Origin of the sequence: Cereibacter sediminicola, assembly GCF_007668225.1 — a bacterium.
Lineage (GTDB): Bacteria > Pseudomonadota > Alphaproteobacteria > Rhodobacterales > Rhodobacteraceae > Cereibacter_A > Cereibacter_A azotoformans.
Map to the genome: position 1 here is coordinate 245,212 of NZ_VDEK01000002.1, position 14,324 is coordinate 259,535.

Below are 14,324 nucleotides of genomic sequence, written 5' to 3' on the forward strand. Positions count from 1 at the left end.
GTTGCCCTGCGGAGGGATAAAGACCGCACTTGCCGGACCTGCGGCACCTGTTCGCACCCTGCACCTGCGGCCATTGTTTCCGCCAATCGGACTAAGCGGGTCATGACCAGATCACCAGCAACCATCCGGTGACGGGAATCACCACCGCCGCACCGACAGCGCGCACGGCGCCGCCCGGAAGGCGCCGGGCGAGGCCCAGGGACCAGACGGCCGAGACGAGAAGAAGGCCGCTCCAGACCAGGCGCGCGTCGAACGGTGCGGCGTGGGGCGGCAGGAAGGCCCAGGCGCTCCGCGCGAAGCCTGCGATGAGCCCCCCGGCCGCGAGCGGCAGGAGCGTCAGGGCAAGGCGGTGAAAGCGGCCCTGACCGCGATCGGCCACTGCAAGGGGCAGGGCCACGACCGCCGACAGGGTAATCGCAAGGACCGCCAGCGTCAGGAGAAGCGCCACCCCCTCGCCCATCGTCATGCCAGGGCCTGCGGCGGCGAACAGGAACCAGGGCGCCGGCCGCTCCATCGCCAGGGTCTCCGTCAGGGCGCCAAGCCAGGGCGCGTGCGGCCACCAGAAGACGGCCGAGCCCAGACCGATCAGGCCGGAGATGACAAGCAGGCTCTCGGCGGGCGAACCGGGCGCTCTCGTCACTTCCGCGCCCCACCCCCGCAGTTCGAGGCGCACCGCACCGCGAAAGCCCGCGCAGCGGCCGCACATGTGGCAGGGAGAGGCGCTCTCCATCGTGCGGACGGGCACCATCGGCTCGCAGTTGAAGCGCATGCCGCGCGCGCGCGCCGGGCTGCAGGCGTCCCACGCGCGGGCATCGACGCGGTAGTGCATGGGCGCCAGCTTGGCGAGCATGGCGAAGAGCCCGTTCATCGGGCAGAGAAAACGGCACCAGACCCGCTTCTCCTTGCCGTAGAGCCAGCCCACCAGCAGGGCCGAACCCGTCGTCAGCCCGAAGATCAGCGCCACCGCCCGCGGGTTGTCGTAGATCGAGATCATCTGCCCATAGACCGTCACCGCGGCGAACAGCACGAACGGCCAGCCTGGCCATTTCATCCACCGCGGGATGGCGTGGCCACGCCCATGGCGCGAGGCGGCCGCCGTCAGCGCACCCTCGGGACAGAGAAGCCCGCACCAGAGCCGGCCCAGGACCAGGACGGACACCAGCACTCCGGGAAGCCAGAACCCCCAGAGCAGGATCCGGGCTAACAGGGTGAAGGTGGCGCCGACCTGAGCCCCCTGCCCCGTATCGGGCAGGAACGGCGGCAGGAACACCAGCGGCAGATAAAGGGCCACCATCCCCCATTGCAGGCGCCCCACCAGCCGCTGATGGTCGCGCAGCCACAGGCCGAGCCGCTCTGGCCACGGCAGGCGACCCGCTCCGGCACCGGCCGAAGAGATCTGGAGGGGGGCGTGAATCATGGCCGCCTTCTAGGCTTCCCTCCACGGGGGGCGAAAGGCGACCCGGCGACTTGCGGCGTAGGGCCGCAGCGGCAGGCACGCGGGCGCACGCCGCGACGGCGCGGGGCGGTTTGACTCTGCCGCAGAAGCGGCCAAAGGTCCGCCGATGAGATCCGATCCCGCCCCCGACCTTCCCGGCTTCCGCGCCCGCTGGGCCGCGCTGCGCAACGTGCCGCCCTTTCTGCGGATGGTCTGGCAGGCCAGCCCGGGACTGCTGGTCCTGAGCCTGCTCGTCCGGCTGGTGCGGGCGCTGATCCCGGTGACGGCGCTCTGGTTCGGCAAGCTCATCATCGACGAGGTCGTGCGCCTTGCCGCCACGCCTGCGCCCGAGGCGGGACCGCTCGGCTGGATCGGCACGGACAGCACCAGCACGCTCGTCCTCCTTCTTGGGGCCGAGTTCCTGCTCGCGATCCTGTCGGACCTGCTCGGTCGGCTCGGAGGGCTCATCGACACGCTGCTGACCGAGCGGCTGACGATGGCCTCGTCGGTGCGGCTGATGGATCACGCGGCCAGCCTCGACCTTGCCGCCTTCGAGGATGCGGGGTTCCAGGACCGGCTCGAGCGGGCCCGGCGGCAGTCCGGCGGGCGCATGACGCTGACCGGACAGATCCTCACGCTGATGCAGGACGGGGTGACGGTGGCCTCGCTGGCCGGGGGCCTCGTGCTCTACAACCCCTGGCTCATCCTGCTCCTCGTGGCGGCGCTGGTCCCGGCCTTTCTGGGCGAGGCGCATTTCAACGCGCAGAACTACAATCTCGATTTCCGCCGCACGCCCGAGCGGCGCGAGTTGGACTACATTCGCGTGACGGCGGCCGGCGTGGAGACAGCCAAGGAGATCAAGATCTTCGGCCTCGCCCCCTTCCTGATCGAGCGTTACCGCACCCTCTCGGAGAGCTTCTACCGTGCCCGGCGGCGCATCGCCTCGGCGCGCGCGGCCTGGGGCACGCTCTTCAGCGCGCTGGGGACGGCGGGCTACTACCTCGCCTATCTCTGGATGATCGGCGCCACCCTCACCGGGCGGTTGTCGATCGGGGACCTCACCTTCCTTGCGGGGTCGTTCCTCCGGTTGCGCGGCCTTGTCGAGGGGCTGCTCACCGGCTTTTCGACCACCGCCTCGCAGGCGCTCTATCTCGAGGATCTCTTCGGCTTCTTCCGCCAGAAGCCCACGATCCTGCCCCCTGCCGAGCCGCGGGCCCTGCCAAGCCCCATCCGCGAGGGCTTTCGCTTCGAGGGCGTGGGGTTCCGCTATCCGGGGGCCGAGAGCTGGGCCGTGCGCGACCTGTCCTTCACGCTGAGGGCTGGCGAGACGCTCGCGCTGGTGGGCGAGAATGGCGCCGGCAAGACCACGCTCGTGAAGCTGCTGGCGCGGCTCTACGATCCCGATGAGGGGCGCATCCTGCTCGACGGGCAGGACCTGCGCAGCTTCGATCCGGTGGCGCTGCGCGGCGCGATGGGGGTGATCTTCCAGGACTTCGTTCGCTACTCGCTGAGTGCGGGCGAAAACATCGCCGTCGGCCGGATCGAGGCCCGGGATGAGCCTGCGCGGATCGAGGAAGCCGCGCGCCGCAGCCTCGCCGACCGGATCGTGGCGCGGATGCCGGACGGCTACGGCCAGATGCTCGGCAAGCGGTTCCGCGACGGGATCGACCTCTCGGGCGGCGAGTGGCAGAAGTTCGCGATCGCCCGCGCCTACATGCGCGATGCCGAGGTGCTCATCCTCGACGAGCCCACGGCCGCGCTCGACGCGCGGTCCGAGTTCGAGGTCTTCCAGCGCTTCAAGGAACTGTCGGCCGGACGGACAGCGGTTCTGATCTCGCACCGCTTCTCGTCGGTGCGGATGGCGGACCGGATCCTCGTGCTGGCGAACGGCCGGGTCGATGCCAGCGGCACCCATGACGAACTGGTGGCGCGGCCGGGGCGCTACGCCGAACTGTTCGAACTGCAGGCCGCCGGATACAGATAAGCGCACCCGAAGGTGCGCTTGGGACAGGCGATGGGAAGGGGATCAGCCGCGGCCGGCGGGGATGCCGTTCAGGCCCGCCGCGAGCAGCGTCTCGAGCGCCCCGCCCGAGGCCAGCTTGGAGCCGGGCCGGCCGGCTTCCAGCGCGCGAACATCCGTCAGGTCGAGGCCGACACGCGCCGCGAAATCCTCTTGCGAAAGGCCGAGGACCCAACGCCCGTGCCGAACCAGACGGGCGGTATCGCGGTGATGGATTTGCGGCATCGGGGCGCTCCGGGAGACGACAGACACGTTACTTCTAGCACTTCGTTTTCGTAGCCTCTTCATACCTCTTTTTGTGGCGAAATCGACTTGCCCAAACCGACAGTCCTGCCGACGAACGGATGGATCGCCGCTTGCAGAAGGCAGGTTTTTCCCTGAAAGGCGGGGAGCGGGAGGCCCTCCGGCCACCCCGGATCGAGGGTAGATGCATGTTCCACGCGGGTGCGATGCTGGTGGCGATGGCCACGGACACGGCGCTCGGCTGGCCCGACCGGATCCACGCCCGGATCGGCCATCCGGTCGTCTGGATGGGTCGGCTGATCTCGGCCCTCGATTCGCGGTGGAACCGGGGCACCGAGGCTCAACGCCGGCGTGCGGGCGTCGCGGCCCTGGGGGTTACGGTGCTGGCCGCGTCCCTGCCCGCGGCGCTGGTGCAGACGCTCCTGCCCGGTGGTCTTGTCGGGGCGGTTCTGACCGGGCTCCTCGCCTGGCCCCTCGTGGCGCTCCGCTCGATGCACGAGCATGTGGAGGCGGTGGCCGCCCCGCTGGGCCGGGGCGACCTGCCGGCCGCGCGGCGGGCGGTCTCGATGATCGTGGGCCGCGATCCCGCGCAGCTCGACGAGGCGGGCGTGGCGCGCGCCGCGCTTGAAAGCCTGGCCGAGAACAGCTCGGACGGGATCGTGGCGCCACTCTTCTGGGGCCTGCTGTTCGGCCTGCCGGGGATCGCGGCCTACAAGGCCATCAACACACTCGATTCCATGATCGGCCATCGCACGCCGCGGCACGAAGCCTTCGGCTGGGCCTCGGCGCGGACGGATGACTGGGTGAACCTGATCCCGGCGCGGCTGACGGGGGTGCTGTTCGCCCTCGTCTCGCGCAGTCCCCGAAAGGCGCTGGCGACAATGCGGTGGGACGCCCGCGCCCACCGCTCGCCCAACGCGGGCTGGCCCGAGGCCGCGATGGCGGGTGCGCTGGGCGTGCGCCTCTCGGGCCCGCGGATCTATGACGACCGGGTGTCGGCGGAGCCCTGGCTCAACGCAGGCGCCCCCGACCCTGGCGCCGCCGAGCTGCGGCAAGGCCTCGCCCTCTATCGCCGCGGGATGGGGCTGCTCGCGCTTCTGTTCCTGCTGGTGGCGGCCGCCTGAGTCAGGGCCGTCTCAGCCGAACAGGTCGTGGCAGAGTTCCAGCGCCTCGATCAGCCGGTCCACCTCGTCGGTGGTGTTGTACATGGCGAAGGAGGCGCGGCAGGTGGCGCCGAGCCCGTAATGCTGCATCAGCGGCATGGCGCAGTGCGTGCCGGCCCGCACCGCCACCCCCTTGCGGTCGAGAACGGTCGAGATGTCGTGCGCGTGCGCGCCTCCCCGGATGGTGAAGGAGAAGATCGCTCCCTTCCCCGCCGAGTTGCCCTGCACATCCAGCCAGTTGAGCGCGGCCAGCCGGTCCCGCGTGTGATCGCGCAGGATGCGCTCGTGCGCGGCGATCTCGGCCATGCCCACGTTCATCATGTAATGCAGCGCGACGCCGAGGCCGATCTGCTGGACGATGCCGGGGGTGCCGGCCTCGAACCTCATGGGCGGCTTGGCGTAGGTGACCGTCTCGCGCGTCACCTCATGGATCATGTCGCCGCCGCCGATGAAGGGGCGCATCTCTTCCATCCGGTCCGAGCGGATCCAGATCGCGCCCGACCCCGAGGGACCGTAGAGCTTGTGGCCGGTGATGGCGTAGAAGTCGCAGCCGATGGCGCTGACATCGACCGGCATGTGCACCGCCGCCTGCGAACCGTCCACCAGCACCGGCACGCCCTTCTCGCGTGCACCCGCGCAGATTGCGGCCACATCGACCACCGTGCCCAGCACGTTCGACATGTGCGTGACGGCCACGAGCTTCGTCCTGGGCCCGATGGCATCCAGCACCGCCTGCGGATCGAGGTCGCCGTTCTGATCCACATCGACCCATTTCAGCACCACGCCCTGCCGCTCGCGCAGGAAGTGCCAGGGCACGATGTTGGCGTGATGCTCCATGATCGAGAGCACGATCTCGTCACCGGGCCGAAGCCGGGGCGCGGCCCACCCGTAGGAGACGAGGTTGATCCCCTCGGTGGTTCCCGTGGTGAAGACGATCTCCTCGGGCGAAGGGGCGTTGAGGAAGGTGGCGATGGTCGCGCGCACGGCCTCGTACTTGTCGGTCGCGAGGTTCGACAGGTAGTGCAGCCCTCGGTGGACGTTGGCATATTCGTGGCTGTAGGCGAGGTTCATCGCCTCGATCACCGCGGCCGGCTTCTGGGCCGAGGCGCCGTTGTCGAGATAGACGAGCGGCTTGCCGTTCACCTCGCGCGCGAGGATCGGAAAGTCCTGCCGGATGGCGTCGACGTCGAACATGGAAAACCTCAGCCGCCCAGGAAGGGCATCAGGATCGCGGCCAGCACGAAGGCCATGCCGAAGAGCGTGAGCAGGATGCCGCCAAGCACGGCGACGGTGGATGTGAAGCCATGCAGCTCGGCCACGAAATGGGTCAGAAGCCAGAAGAAGAGCACGATCCCCACCACGCCCAGCAGATCCGCGAAGGGCGGCAGGATGAGCTGCGCCGCAAGCTGGATCACCTCGAGGCAGAGCAGGATGAACTGCAGCCAGGCCACAAGCAGGACCGCATCGGGAAAGCTGCCGCGCCCGCCGCGCCAGACCCCGATCCGGTAGATAAGCCCCGCCGATACCGCCAGCAGCCCGACCTGAAGCCCCGCGCTGAAGAGCGGGCTCGGCAGGTCGTCTCCGATCAGCCGCCGCACGTCCTGCGGCAGAAGCGTGAGACCGATGAAGGTCACGAGCGCCGCGCCGACCGCCGTCAGGACCAGCGCGATCCAGCGCGCCTCCATCGGCAGGCCCATCGCCATGAGGGCGCGCGCGCCCTCTCGCGGGCTGGTGACGGTGAAGCGCGCCAGGCGCAGCAGATCGCCGAGTGAGAGGCTCATCGCTCGGCCTCCACCAGCATGGAAAGCCAGATGGCGAGGAAACCGCCCAGTACGAGGAAACCCACGATCAGCACGCCCGTCCCTTCACCGATGAAGCCGCCAACAAGGCCGTTCAGCAGCATGAGCGGCGCCGTGGCGAGCAGCGCGAGGAACAGCGCCAGCCGCGCACCGAAGAAGCTGCCCCGGCCGCCGAACAGCCGCGCGACCAGATGGCTGAGCGCCGCGATCCCGTAGCAGATCGGCGGCAGCAGGAAGACCGTGCCCATCAGCGCCCCGCTCATCCGCGCCTCGAGCGGCTGGGAGGGGTCGAGATAGGCCTGCCGCGCCAGGATCGGCCATTGCGACACGAAGATCAGCAGGCAGGCGCCCATCAGGATGACAAGCGCCCGCCCCTCGTTCTCACCGGCATCGAGATACCGCCGGATGACGGTGCGGGGGTGGCGATAGCTCTGGACGATGTCGGTGGTAACAGCCATTCAATGCTCGTGACGCGCCAGCCAGTTCTCCAGCCGCTGCCGGATGTCCTCGGCGATTTCCTCGTTCTCGATTTCCTGAATGGCTTCGGCGAGGAAGGCAAGCACCAGAAGCGATTGTGCGGCTTTCAGCGGCACCCCGCGCGAGCGGAGGTAGAAGAGCGCCGTCTCGTCGATCGCCCCCGAGGTCGAGCCGTGCGAGCATTTCACGTCGTCGGCGTAGATCTCGAGTTCGGGCTTGGCGAGGAACACCGAGTCCTCGTCCAGCAGCAGCGACTGGCTGATCTGGTAACCGTCGGTCTTCTGCGCGCCGGGCTTGACCAGGATCTTGCCCTGGAAGACGCCGGTGGCGCCGTTCTTCAGCACCTTCTTGAAGACCTGGCGGCTTTCGCAGCACTCGCCCTCGTGGGTGACGAACACCGTGTCGTCGTGGTGGAAGCGCCCGTCGCCCACCGCCGCGCCCGCGACATGGGCCACGGCCTCGTCGCCCACCAGCTCGATCACGGCCTCGTTGCGGGTCATCACGCCATTGGCTGTCAGCGTGAAGGACTTGAAGAGCCCCTTGCCCGCGACGCGCGCGAAGATGTGGGTCGAGGCGCGCCGGTCATGGTCGCGGCCCTGCGCCCGGATATGGTGAAAGCGCCCGCCCTCGGCCACATCCACTTCCATCACCTTGGTGAAGCGCGCCGCCGCCGGACCGCTCTCGAGGATGGTCACGTCCGCCTCGCTCTCGACGCGGATGCAATGGTGCAGCATCGCGTCCGACGTGTCGGAGGAATGGATGTAGATCAGCGCGATCGGCCGCGGAACGTAGCCGGTAACCCGGATCAGGACCCCTTCGGTCGCGAAGGCCGTGTTCAGCGCCGCGAAGGGCCGCTTCACCGGCACCTGCCCGCGCGCCTCGAGCACGCCATAAAGCTCGCGCGCCCAGTGGATGTCGGATTGCGCCGCCGACAGAAGCCCGATCTCGACATGATCGAGCGCCAGCGGATCCGAGGCCGCGGCATCGAAGACCCCATCGACGAAGACGAGCCTCAGCCGGTCGATGCCCTCGAACACCATTCCCTCGCCGTCGTCGTCGAAGGTGGCGGCCGCGAGCGGTTCGGCGCGGTTGAAGCTGGCGGGATCGGTGTAGCGCCAGTATTCGTCGCGCCGCCCCGGCAGGCCCATGGCGGTCAGCCGCGCCAGCGCGTCGAACCGGGCCGGCGCCTGCCAACCCTCGTTGGGGAACGACAGGCCGGCGATCCGCGCCGCCAGCAGATCCTCCTTCGGCAGAGCCTCGGCCATCACGCCTCCTCCGCCGCCAGGATGTCGGCGTATCCGTTCTTCTCGACCTCGAGCGCAAGCTCCGGCCCGCCGGTCTTCACGATCCGGCCATTGGCCATGATATGCACCACGTCCGGCTGGATGTGGTCGAGCAGCCGCTGGTAGTGGGTGATCACGAGAAAGCCGCGGCCCGCGTCGCGCAGTGCGTTCACACCGTCCGACACCAGCTTCAGCGCGTCCACGTCAAGGCCCGAGTCGGTCTCGTCGAGGATGCACATCCTGGGCTCCAGCACCGCCATCTGCAGGATCTCGTTGCGCTTCTTCTCGCCGCCCGAGAAGCCCACATTGACCGGGCGCTTCATCATGTCGGCGTCGATCTTCAGCGCCTTGGCCTTCTCGCGCACGAGCTTGAGGAATTCGCCCGCGCTCATTTCCTCTTCGCCCCGCACCTTGCGCTGCGCGTTCAGAGCGGTCCGCATGAAGGTCATGTTGCCCACGCCCGGGATCTCGACCGGATACTGGAAGGCCAGGAAGAGGCCCGCCGCCGCCCGCTCCTCGGGTTCCATCTCCAGCAGTTCATCGCCGTCGAGCGTGGCCGAGCCTTCGGTGACCTCATAGCCGTCGCGCCCCGCGAGCACATAGGACAGCGTCGATTTCCCCGAGCCGTTCGGCCCCATGATCGCATGGACCTTGCCGGCCTCGACCGTCAGGTTGACCCCCTTCAGGATCACCTTGTCCTCTTCTTCAAGCTTGACGTGCAGGTTCTTGATCTCGAGCATCTTTCTTCCTCAGGCAATGGTGACGGCGGTGCCGGAGGCCGACACCATCAGCATGTTGTTGATGACCTCGCAATCGAGATCGACACCGGCGACGGCATGCACGCCCGTGGCCCGCGCGGCTTGCTCCATCCCGGACAGCGCGGTCATGCGGGCGCGGCCCGGTTCCTTCTCGCAGGCGCCCGAGCGCCCGCCGATGACATCGGTGATCCCGGCGAAGAGGTCGCGGATCACGTTGGCGCCCGGCATCGCCTCGCCCGTCACGAGGCCGTGGCAGGTGGCGATCTGATGGCCCTCGACGCGGGGGCTGGTGGTCACGATCATCGCCCCGCCCCCGTCAGACCGAGGCGATGGCGCGCGAGATCACGAACGAGGCCGCCCCGCAGAAGAGCCCCGCCGCCAGCGCCATGCCCCAGCGCCTGAGGCCCGCGGGCTGCCCCACACGCCACCAGACGAGCCAGAGCCCCGCGCCCACGCCCGTGCCGAGGATCAGCGCCTGCACCGCAAAGGGACTCATGGGCCGGCGCCGCGATCACCCGACGCTCCCCTCGAGGCTGATGGCGACCAGCGCCTGCGCCTCCATGGCAAACTCCATCGGCAGGGCCTGCAGCACTTCCTTGCAGAAGCCGTTCACCACCAGGGCCACCGCCTCTTCCTCGTCCATGCCCCTCGAACGGCAGTAGAACAGCTGGTCGTCATCGACCTTCGAGGTGGTGGCCTCGTGCTCGACCCGGCTCGAGTTGTTCTTGACCTCGATGTAGGGGACCGTGTGGGCCCCGCACTTGTCGCCGATCAGCAGGCTGTCGCACTGGGTGTAGTTGCGGCTGTTGGTGGCGCGGGGGTGCATCGACACCAGACCGCGGTAGGTGTTCTGCGCCTTGCCGGCCGAAATCCCCTTGGACACGATGCGCGAGCGGGTGTTCTTGCCCAGATGGATCATCTTGGTGCCGGTGTCGGCCTGCTGGGCGTTGTTGGCGATGGCGATCGAATAGAACTCGCCCTGGCTGTCGTCGCCCCGCAGGATGCAGGAGGGGTATTTCCAGGTGATCGCCGAGCCCGTCTCGACCTGCGTCCACATCACCTTCGAGCGCGCGCCGCGGCAGTCGGCCCGCTTGGTCACGAAGTTGTAGATCCCGCCCCGGCCTTCCTCGTCGCCCGGATACCAGTTCTGCACCGTGGAATATTTCACCTCGGCGTCATCCAGCACCACGATCTCGACCACCGCGGCGTGAAGCTGGTTGGTGTCGCGCTTGGGCGCGGTGCAGCCTTCCAGATAGCTGACATAGGCGCCCTTGTCGGCGATGATCAGCGTGCGCTCGAACTGGCCGGTGTTCTCGGCGTTGATGCGGAAATAGGTCGACAGCTCCATCGGGCAGCGGGTGCCCGGCGGGATATAGACGAACGAGCCGTCCGAAAAGACCGCCGAGTTCAGCGTCGCAAAATAGTTGTCCGACTGCGGCACGACGGAGCCGAGATATTTCTTCACCAGCTCGGGATGCTCGCGCACCGCCTCCGAGATCGAGCAGAAGATCACCCCGGCCTTGGCCAGTTCCGCCTTGAAGGTGGTGCCGACCGAGACCGAATCGAACACCGCATCCACCGCCACCTGACGCGGCGCGTCCGGGCCGTCGGCGCCCTCGACCCCGGCCAGAAGCGCCTGCTCCTTCAGCGGGATGCCCAGCTTCTTGTAGGTCTCCAGCAGCTTCGGATCGACCTCGTCCAGGGACTTCGGCTTCACCTCCATGCTCTTGGGCTTGGCGTAGTAATAGAGGTCCTGGTAGTCGATCTCGGGATAGTCGAGCATCGCCCAGCGAGGCTCTTCCATCTGCACCCAGCGCCGATAGGCCGCCAGCCGCCATTCGGTCATCCACTCCGGCTCATCGTTCTTCCTCGAGATCAGCCGGACGATGTCCTCGTTCAGCCCCTTGGGGGCGAAATCCATCTCGATCTCGGTTTCCCAGCCGTACTTGTACTTGCCGGCCATCGCCTGGACCGTCTCGATCGTCTCGCGATCGACTCCGTCGCGGACCTCGGGAACCACGGTCTCTTCCAGTGTCGCCATCGGTCTCAGTCTCCGTTCCAAGGGGCGCGGCCCCGTCTTGCCTCTTGCACCGCCCCCGCGGGGCGGCCCGATCGATCAGGCGGCGCGGGCCCTGTGCCGGTCGCGCGCCCGGAGCCAGGCTTCGGCGAAGCGCATCACCTCGGCCTCCGTCACTCCCGGCCCGATCGAAACCCGCAGCGCCGAAGCGGCGGCCGTCTCGTCCAGCCCCATCGCCCGCAGCACCCGGCTCGCCCTGACCTTGCCCGACGAACAGGCCGAGCCGGCCGAGACGGCGAATCCCGCAAGATCCATCTGCATCACCTGCGTCTCGCCCTTCCAGCCGGGCGTGACAAGGCAGAGCGTGTTCGGAAGCCGACGGGCCGCTTTCCCGACAGAAATACTTCCTTTGCCGCCCTCGCACAACGCCAATTCTAGAATATTTCTAAGTTGAAGGACAGGCTCCCATGCGCCGCCCGCCAGATCGCGCGCCGCCGCCTCCGCCGCGGCCCCGAACCCCGCGATTCCAATCAGGTTCTCCGTCCCGGCCCGGCGCCCCATCTCCTGCCCGCCCCCCTTCAGCCGCGCCTCCAGATCAAGCCCGCGCCGGATCACCAGAGCGCCCACCCCCTTCGGCCCCCCGATCTTGTGCGCCGAAACGAATCCCATAGCGCAGCCGAGCCAGTTGAAGGCGAAGGGCACCTTGCCGAAGGCCTGCGTCAGGTCCGAGACGGCCAGCCCTTCGGGCAGATCCTGCAGGATCCCGGTCTCGGAATTGGCAAGCTGCACCGCACTGCGCGCAGGCTCGGCCACGGTCACGCGCCCGTCCGCACCCACGGGCAGCTCCGCCGCACACCAGGCCGACACCGCCTCATGCTCGACACCGGCGCACAGCAGGCCCCGACCGGCACAGGCCAGCGCCGCGGCCTCGGTCGCGCCCGAAACGAAGACGACATCCGCACCCTCGGCCCCCAGGGCCGCCGCCACCTGCGCCCGCGCGCGCTCGACCAGCGCCTTCGCGGCCCGCCCCTCGGCATGGACGGACGAGGGATTGCCGACCAGATCCATCGCCGCGGCCATCGCCGCCCGCGCCTCGGGGCGCAGCGGTGCCGTGGCGTTCCAGTCCAGATAGATGCGCGACCTCACCCTTCACCCTTCATTCTCGCGGAAATATCCGCGGGGGTCCGGGGGCGGCAGCCCCCGGCGACCGGCCGCGACACCAACCGCTCAATCCTCGACAACAACTCGAAACAGTGCCGGCACCGCCGGACATGGACGCATCTCGTTCTTGATGATGTCCGACAGACGGGTCTGGTGAAGGAAGACATAGACATGCGCCGACAGCCCCTCCCACAGCCGGTTGGTCAAGGATTGTGCACGCGAACCCGAAACGCCTCCACTTGCACCAGCGCCGGTATGCATCGCATTCACCGTCTCTTCCACCGCTTCCATGATCTCGCTGACGCGGATCTCCTCCGCACCCCGCGCCAGCTTGTATCCGCCGCCCGGCCCGCGCACCGCCTCGACCAGCCCCGCCCGCCGCAGCTTGACGAAAAGCTGTTCCAGATAGGGCAGCGAGATGTCCTGCCGCTTCGAGACCTCGGCAAGCGAGACAAGCTCGTTGCCCGACTTCTGCGCGAGGGCCAGATCCACCAGCGCCACCATCGCGTACCGACCCTTGGTCGAGAGTTTCATCTTTTCGGTTTCCGCCAAATCCATTGACGCCAAGCGGCAGGCCGCTTAACTCGTTACGGTTCCGGGGCGGCTCCTCCGCCCAGGTGGAATGGTTCTAATTTGCCCGAGCGTTTTTGTCAAGAATACGCCCGGAAGAAACAGGCAAGGCGAGGCGATGCCCGAAGTCATTTTCGCAGGCCCAGAGGGCCGGCTCGAAGGCCGCTACCACCCCCAGAAGGACCGTGACGCTCCCATCGCCATCGTTCTGCATCCGCATCCGCAGTTCGGCGGTTCGATGAACAACAAGGTCGTCTACAACCTTCACTATGCCTTCTACCGGCTGGGATTCACAGTCCTGCGCTTCAATTTCCGCGGCGTCGGCCGGTCGCAGGGCGAGTACGATCAGGGCATCGGCGAGCTGTCGGATGCGGCCTCGGCGCTCGACTACCTTCAGTCGATGAACCAGAACGCCAAGCATTGCTGGGTGGCGGGCTTCTCCTTCGGCGCCTGGATCGGGATGCAACTCCTGATGCGCCGGCCCGAGATCACGGGCTTCGTCTCGGTGGCGCCCCCGGCCAACATGTACGACTTCTCGTTCCTGGCGCCCTGCCCCTCGTCGGGCCTGATCATCAACGGCACCGCCGACCGCGTGGCGCAGCCGAAGGATACCGTCGCGCTGGTGAACAAGCTGCACGAGCAGAAGGGCATCACCATCACCCACGAGCAGATCGAGGGTGCCGACCACTTCTTCAAGGACGAAGAGGCGCACATGAACCCGATGGTCGCCAAGGTGTCCGACTATGTGAAGCGGCGGCTCACCGAGGTATCCCGGTGAGCGATCGTCTCGGCCGGCAGCTTGCTTTCCTGGCCGAGGCCGACCGGCTGAAATCGGTCCTGCGCGCCAACACGCTCTGCGACGCCTCGCGGCGCGAGAATTCGGGCGAACATTCCTGGCATGTCGCGCTCTACGCCCTCGTGCTGGCTGATCAGGCGCAGCCCGAGGTGCGGATCGAGCGCGTCCTGCAGATGCTGCTGATCCACGACCTCGTCGAGATCGACTGCGGCGACACGCCGATCCACGGCAGCCACGATGCGGCTTCGGTGGCCGAGGCGGAATCCGCGGCGGCCGACCGACTCTTCGGCCTTCTGCCCGAGGATCAGGCACGAACCCTCCGGGCGCTGTGGGATGAGTTCGAAGAGGGCGTTTCGCCCGATGCGATCTTCGCCCGCTCCATCGACCGGGTGCAGCCGGTGATGCAGAATCTCGAGTCCGGCGGCGGCACCTGGCGCGATTTCGGGGTAAGCTCCGAACAGCTCGACGCACGCGTCGGCGTCAAGATCGCCCGAGGCGCGCCGCGCCTCTGGGACCATGTCCGCGCCCTCACCCGGCGCTATTTCGACGCCCCCGCGGGCTGATCCGGTATACCTTGGCATACCGGGCTTTTCTCCAGCGGG

16 protein-coding genes are annotated in these 14,324 nt (G+C 68.1%); 4 read left to right on the forward strand and 12 right to left on the reverse strand.

Annotated features, from left to right (window positions below; translation table 11 throughout):
* Positions 1-100: 100 nt before the first annotated feature.
* Positions 101-1,417 carry a 4Fe-4S binding protein gene (locus tag FG154_RS02505; protein ID WP_145104039.1) on the reverse strand — a complete coding sequence of 439 codons (1,317 nt, stop codon included), beginning with the start codon at positions 1,415-1,417 and terminating at the stop codon, positions 101-103.
* A 145-nt stretch (positions 1,418-1,562) separates the two neighbouring features.
* Between FG154_RS02505 and FG154_RS02510 the strand changes: the two genes are divergently transcribed.
* Positions 1,563-3,419 carry an ABC transporter ATP-binding protein gene (locus FG154_RS02510; protein WP_145104041.1) on the forward strand — a complete coding sequence of 619 codons (1,857 nt, stop codon included), beginning with the start codon at positions 1,563-1,565 and terminating at the stop codon, positions 3,417-3,419.
* A 42-nt stretch (positions 3,420-3,461) separates the two neighbouring features.
* Here the strand turns inward: FG154_RS02510 and FG154_RS02515 are convergent, their stop codons facing one another.
* A complete protein-coding gene (locus FG154_RS02515) occupies positions 3,462-3,680 on the reverse strand; it encodes a helix-turn-helix domain-containing protein (RefSeq protein ID WP_145104043.1) in 219 nt (72 codons plus the stop codon).
* Positions 3,681-3,886: 206 nt separating this feature from the next.
* Between FG154_RS02515 and cbiB the strand changes: the two genes are divergently transcribed.
* Positions 3,887-4,822, forward strand: coding sequence for an adenosylcobinamide-phosphate synthase CbiB (gene cbiB / locus FG154_RS02520; protein ID WP_145104045.1), 936 nt, complete (start codon positions 3,887-3,889; stop codon positions 4,820-4,822).
* A 12-nt stretch (positions 4,823-4,834) separates the two neighbouring features.
* On the opposite strand, the gene FG154_RS02525 is transcribed toward cbiB, so the two are convergent.
* The 10 genes from FG154_RS02525 to iscR form a co-directional block, all read right to left on the reverse strand.
* Positions 4,835-6,055 (reverse strand): cysteine desulfurase, encoded by a 1,221-nt coding sequence (locus tag FG154_RS02525; RefSeq protein ID WP_145104047.1) that lies wholly within the window; start codon positions 6,053-6,055, stop codon positions 4,835-4,837.
* 8 nt (positions 6,056-6,063) lie between these two features.
* Positions 6,064-6,642, reverse strand: a complete 579-nt coding sequence (locus FG154_RS02530) for a Yip1 family protein (protein ID WP_145104049.1) — start codon at positions 6,640-6,642, stop codon at positions 6,064-6,066.
* A complete protein-coding gene (locus FG154_RS02535) occupies positions 6,639-7,118 on the reverse strand; it encodes a YIP1 family protein (protein WP_011909318.1) in 480 nt (159 codons plus the stop codon). The genes FG154_RS02530 and FG154_RS02535 overlap by 4 nt, the downstream gene beginning before the upstream one ends.
* Positions 7,119-8,402, reverse strand: a complete 1,284-nt coding sequence (locus FG154_RS02540; RefSeq protein WP_145104051.1) for a SufB/SufD family protein — start codon at positions 8,400-8,402, stop codon at positions 7,119-7,121.
* On the reverse strand, positions 8,402-9,160 hold the full coding sequence (gene sufC / locus FG154_RS02545) for a Fe-S cluster assembly ATPase SufC (protein ID WP_145104053.1): 759 nt from the start codon (positions 9,158-9,160) through the stop codon (positions 8,402-8,404). Before sufC ends, FG154_RS02540 begins: the two co-directional genes overlap by 1 nt.
* Positions 9,161-9,169: 9 nt before the next feature.
* On the reverse strand, positions 9,170-9,481 hold the full coding sequence (locus FG154_RS02550) for a heavy metal-binding domain-containing protein (protein WP_145104055.1): 312 nt from the start codon (positions 9,479-9,481) through the stop codon (positions 9,170-9,172).
* A 13-nt stretch (positions 9,482-9,494) separates the two neighbouring features.
* The gene (locus FG154_RS02555) at positions 9,495-9,674 is read right to left on the reverse strand and encodes a hypothetical protein (RefSeq protein WP_145104057.1); all 180 of its coding nucleotides are present in this window, start codon (positions 9,672-9,674) and stop codon (positions 9,495-9,497) included.
* 15 nt (positions 9,675-9,689) lie between these two features.
* Complete coding sequence (gene sufB / locus FG154_RS02560) at positions 9,690-11,219, reverse strand: Fe-S cluster assembly protein SufB (RefSeq protein WP_145104058.1); 1,530 nt, start codon at positions 11,217-11,219, stop codon at positions 9,690-9,692.
* A 75-nt stretch (positions 11,220-11,294) separates the two neighbouring features.
* Positions 11,295-12,341 (reverse strand): cysteine desulfurase family protein, encoded by a 1,047-nt coding sequence (locus FG154_RS02565; protein ID WP_145104060.1) that lies wholly within the window; start codon positions 12,339-12,341, stop codon positions 11,295-11,297.
* An 81-nt stretch (positions 12,342-12,422) separates the two neighbouring features.
* On the reverse strand, positions 12,423-12,890 hold the full coding sequence (gene iscR / locus FG154_RS02570; protein WP_145104062.1) for a Fe-S cluster assembly transcriptional regulator IscR: 468 nt from the start codon (positions 12,888-12,890) through the stop codon (positions 12,423-12,425).
* A gap of 154 nt (positions 12,891-13,044) precedes the next feature.
* Between iscR and FG154_RS02575 the strand changes: the two genes are divergently transcribed.
* Both FG154_RS02575 and FG154_RS02580 read left to right on the forward strand, forming a co-directional pair.
* Entirely contained in the window at positions 13,045-13,704 is a 660-nt protein-coding gene (locus tag FG154_RS02575; protein ID WP_145104064.1) for an alpha/beta hydrolase, read from the forward strand.
* A complete protein-coding gene (locus tag FG154_RS02580) occupies positions 13,701-14,285 on the forward strand; it encodes an HD domain-containing protein (RefSeq protein ID WP_145104066.1) in 585 nt (194 codons plus the stop codon). Before FG154_RS02575 ends, FG154_RS02580 begins: the two co-directional genes overlap by 4 nt.
* The last annotated feature ends 39 nt before the right edge of the window (positions 14,286-14,324 follow it).

Coding starts and splice junctions, on each gene's coding strand:
- FG154_RS02505 (WP_145104039.1), bottom strand. CDS start 1,417: ATGATTCACGCCCCCCTCCAGATCTCTTCGGCCGGTGCCGGAGCGGGT.
- FG154_RS02550 (WP_145104055.1), bottom strand. CDS start 9,481: ATGATCGTGACCACCAGCCCCCGCGTCGAGGGCCATCAGATCGCCACC.
- FG154_RS02575 (WP_145104064.1), top strand. CDS start 13,045: ATGCCCGAAGTCATTTTCGCAGGCCCAGAGGGCCGGCTCGAAGGCCGC.
- cbiB (WP_145104045.1), top strand. CDS start 3,887: ATGTTCCACGCGGGTGCGATGCTGGTGGCGATGGCCACGGACACGGCG.
- FG154_RS02535 (WP_011909318.1), bottom strand. CDS start 7,118: ATGGCTGTTACCACCGACATCGTCCAGAGCTATCGCCACCCCCGCACC.
- iscR (WP_145104062.1), bottom strand. CDS start 12,890: ATGAAACTCTCGACCAAGGGTCGGTACGCGATGGTGGCGCTGGTGGAT.
- sufB (WP_145104058.1), bottom strand. CDS start 11,219: ATGGCGACACTGGAAGAGACCGTGGTTCCCGAGGTCCGCGACGGAGTC.
- FG154_RS02510 (WP_145104041.1), top strand. CDS start 1,563: ATGAGATCCGATCCCGCCCCCGACCTTCCCGGCTTCCGCGCCCGCTGG.
- FG154_RS02525 (WP_145104047.1), bottom strand. CDS start 6,055: ATGTTCGACGTCGACGCCATCCGGCAGGACTTTCCGATCCTCGCGCGC.
- sufC (WP_145104053.1), bottom strand. CDS start 9,160: ATGCTCGAGATCAAGAACCTGCACGTCAAGCTTGAAGAAGAGGACAAG.
- FG154_RS02515 (WP_145104043.1), bottom strand. CDS start 3,680: ATGCCGCAAATCCATCACCGCGATACCGCCCGTCTGGTTCGGCACGGG.
- FG154_RS02555 (WP_145104057.1), bottom strand. CDS start 9,674: ATGAGTCCCTTTGCGGTGCAGGCGCTGATCCTCGGCACGGGCGTGGGC.
- FG154_RS02540 (WP_145104051.1), bottom strand. CDS start 8,402: ATGGCCGAGGCTCTGCCGAAGGAGGATCTGCTGGCGGCGCGGATCGCC.
- FG154_RS02530 (WP_145104049.1), bottom strand. CDS start 6,642: ATGAGCCTCTCACTCGGCGATCTGCTGCGCCTGGCGCGCTTCACCGTC.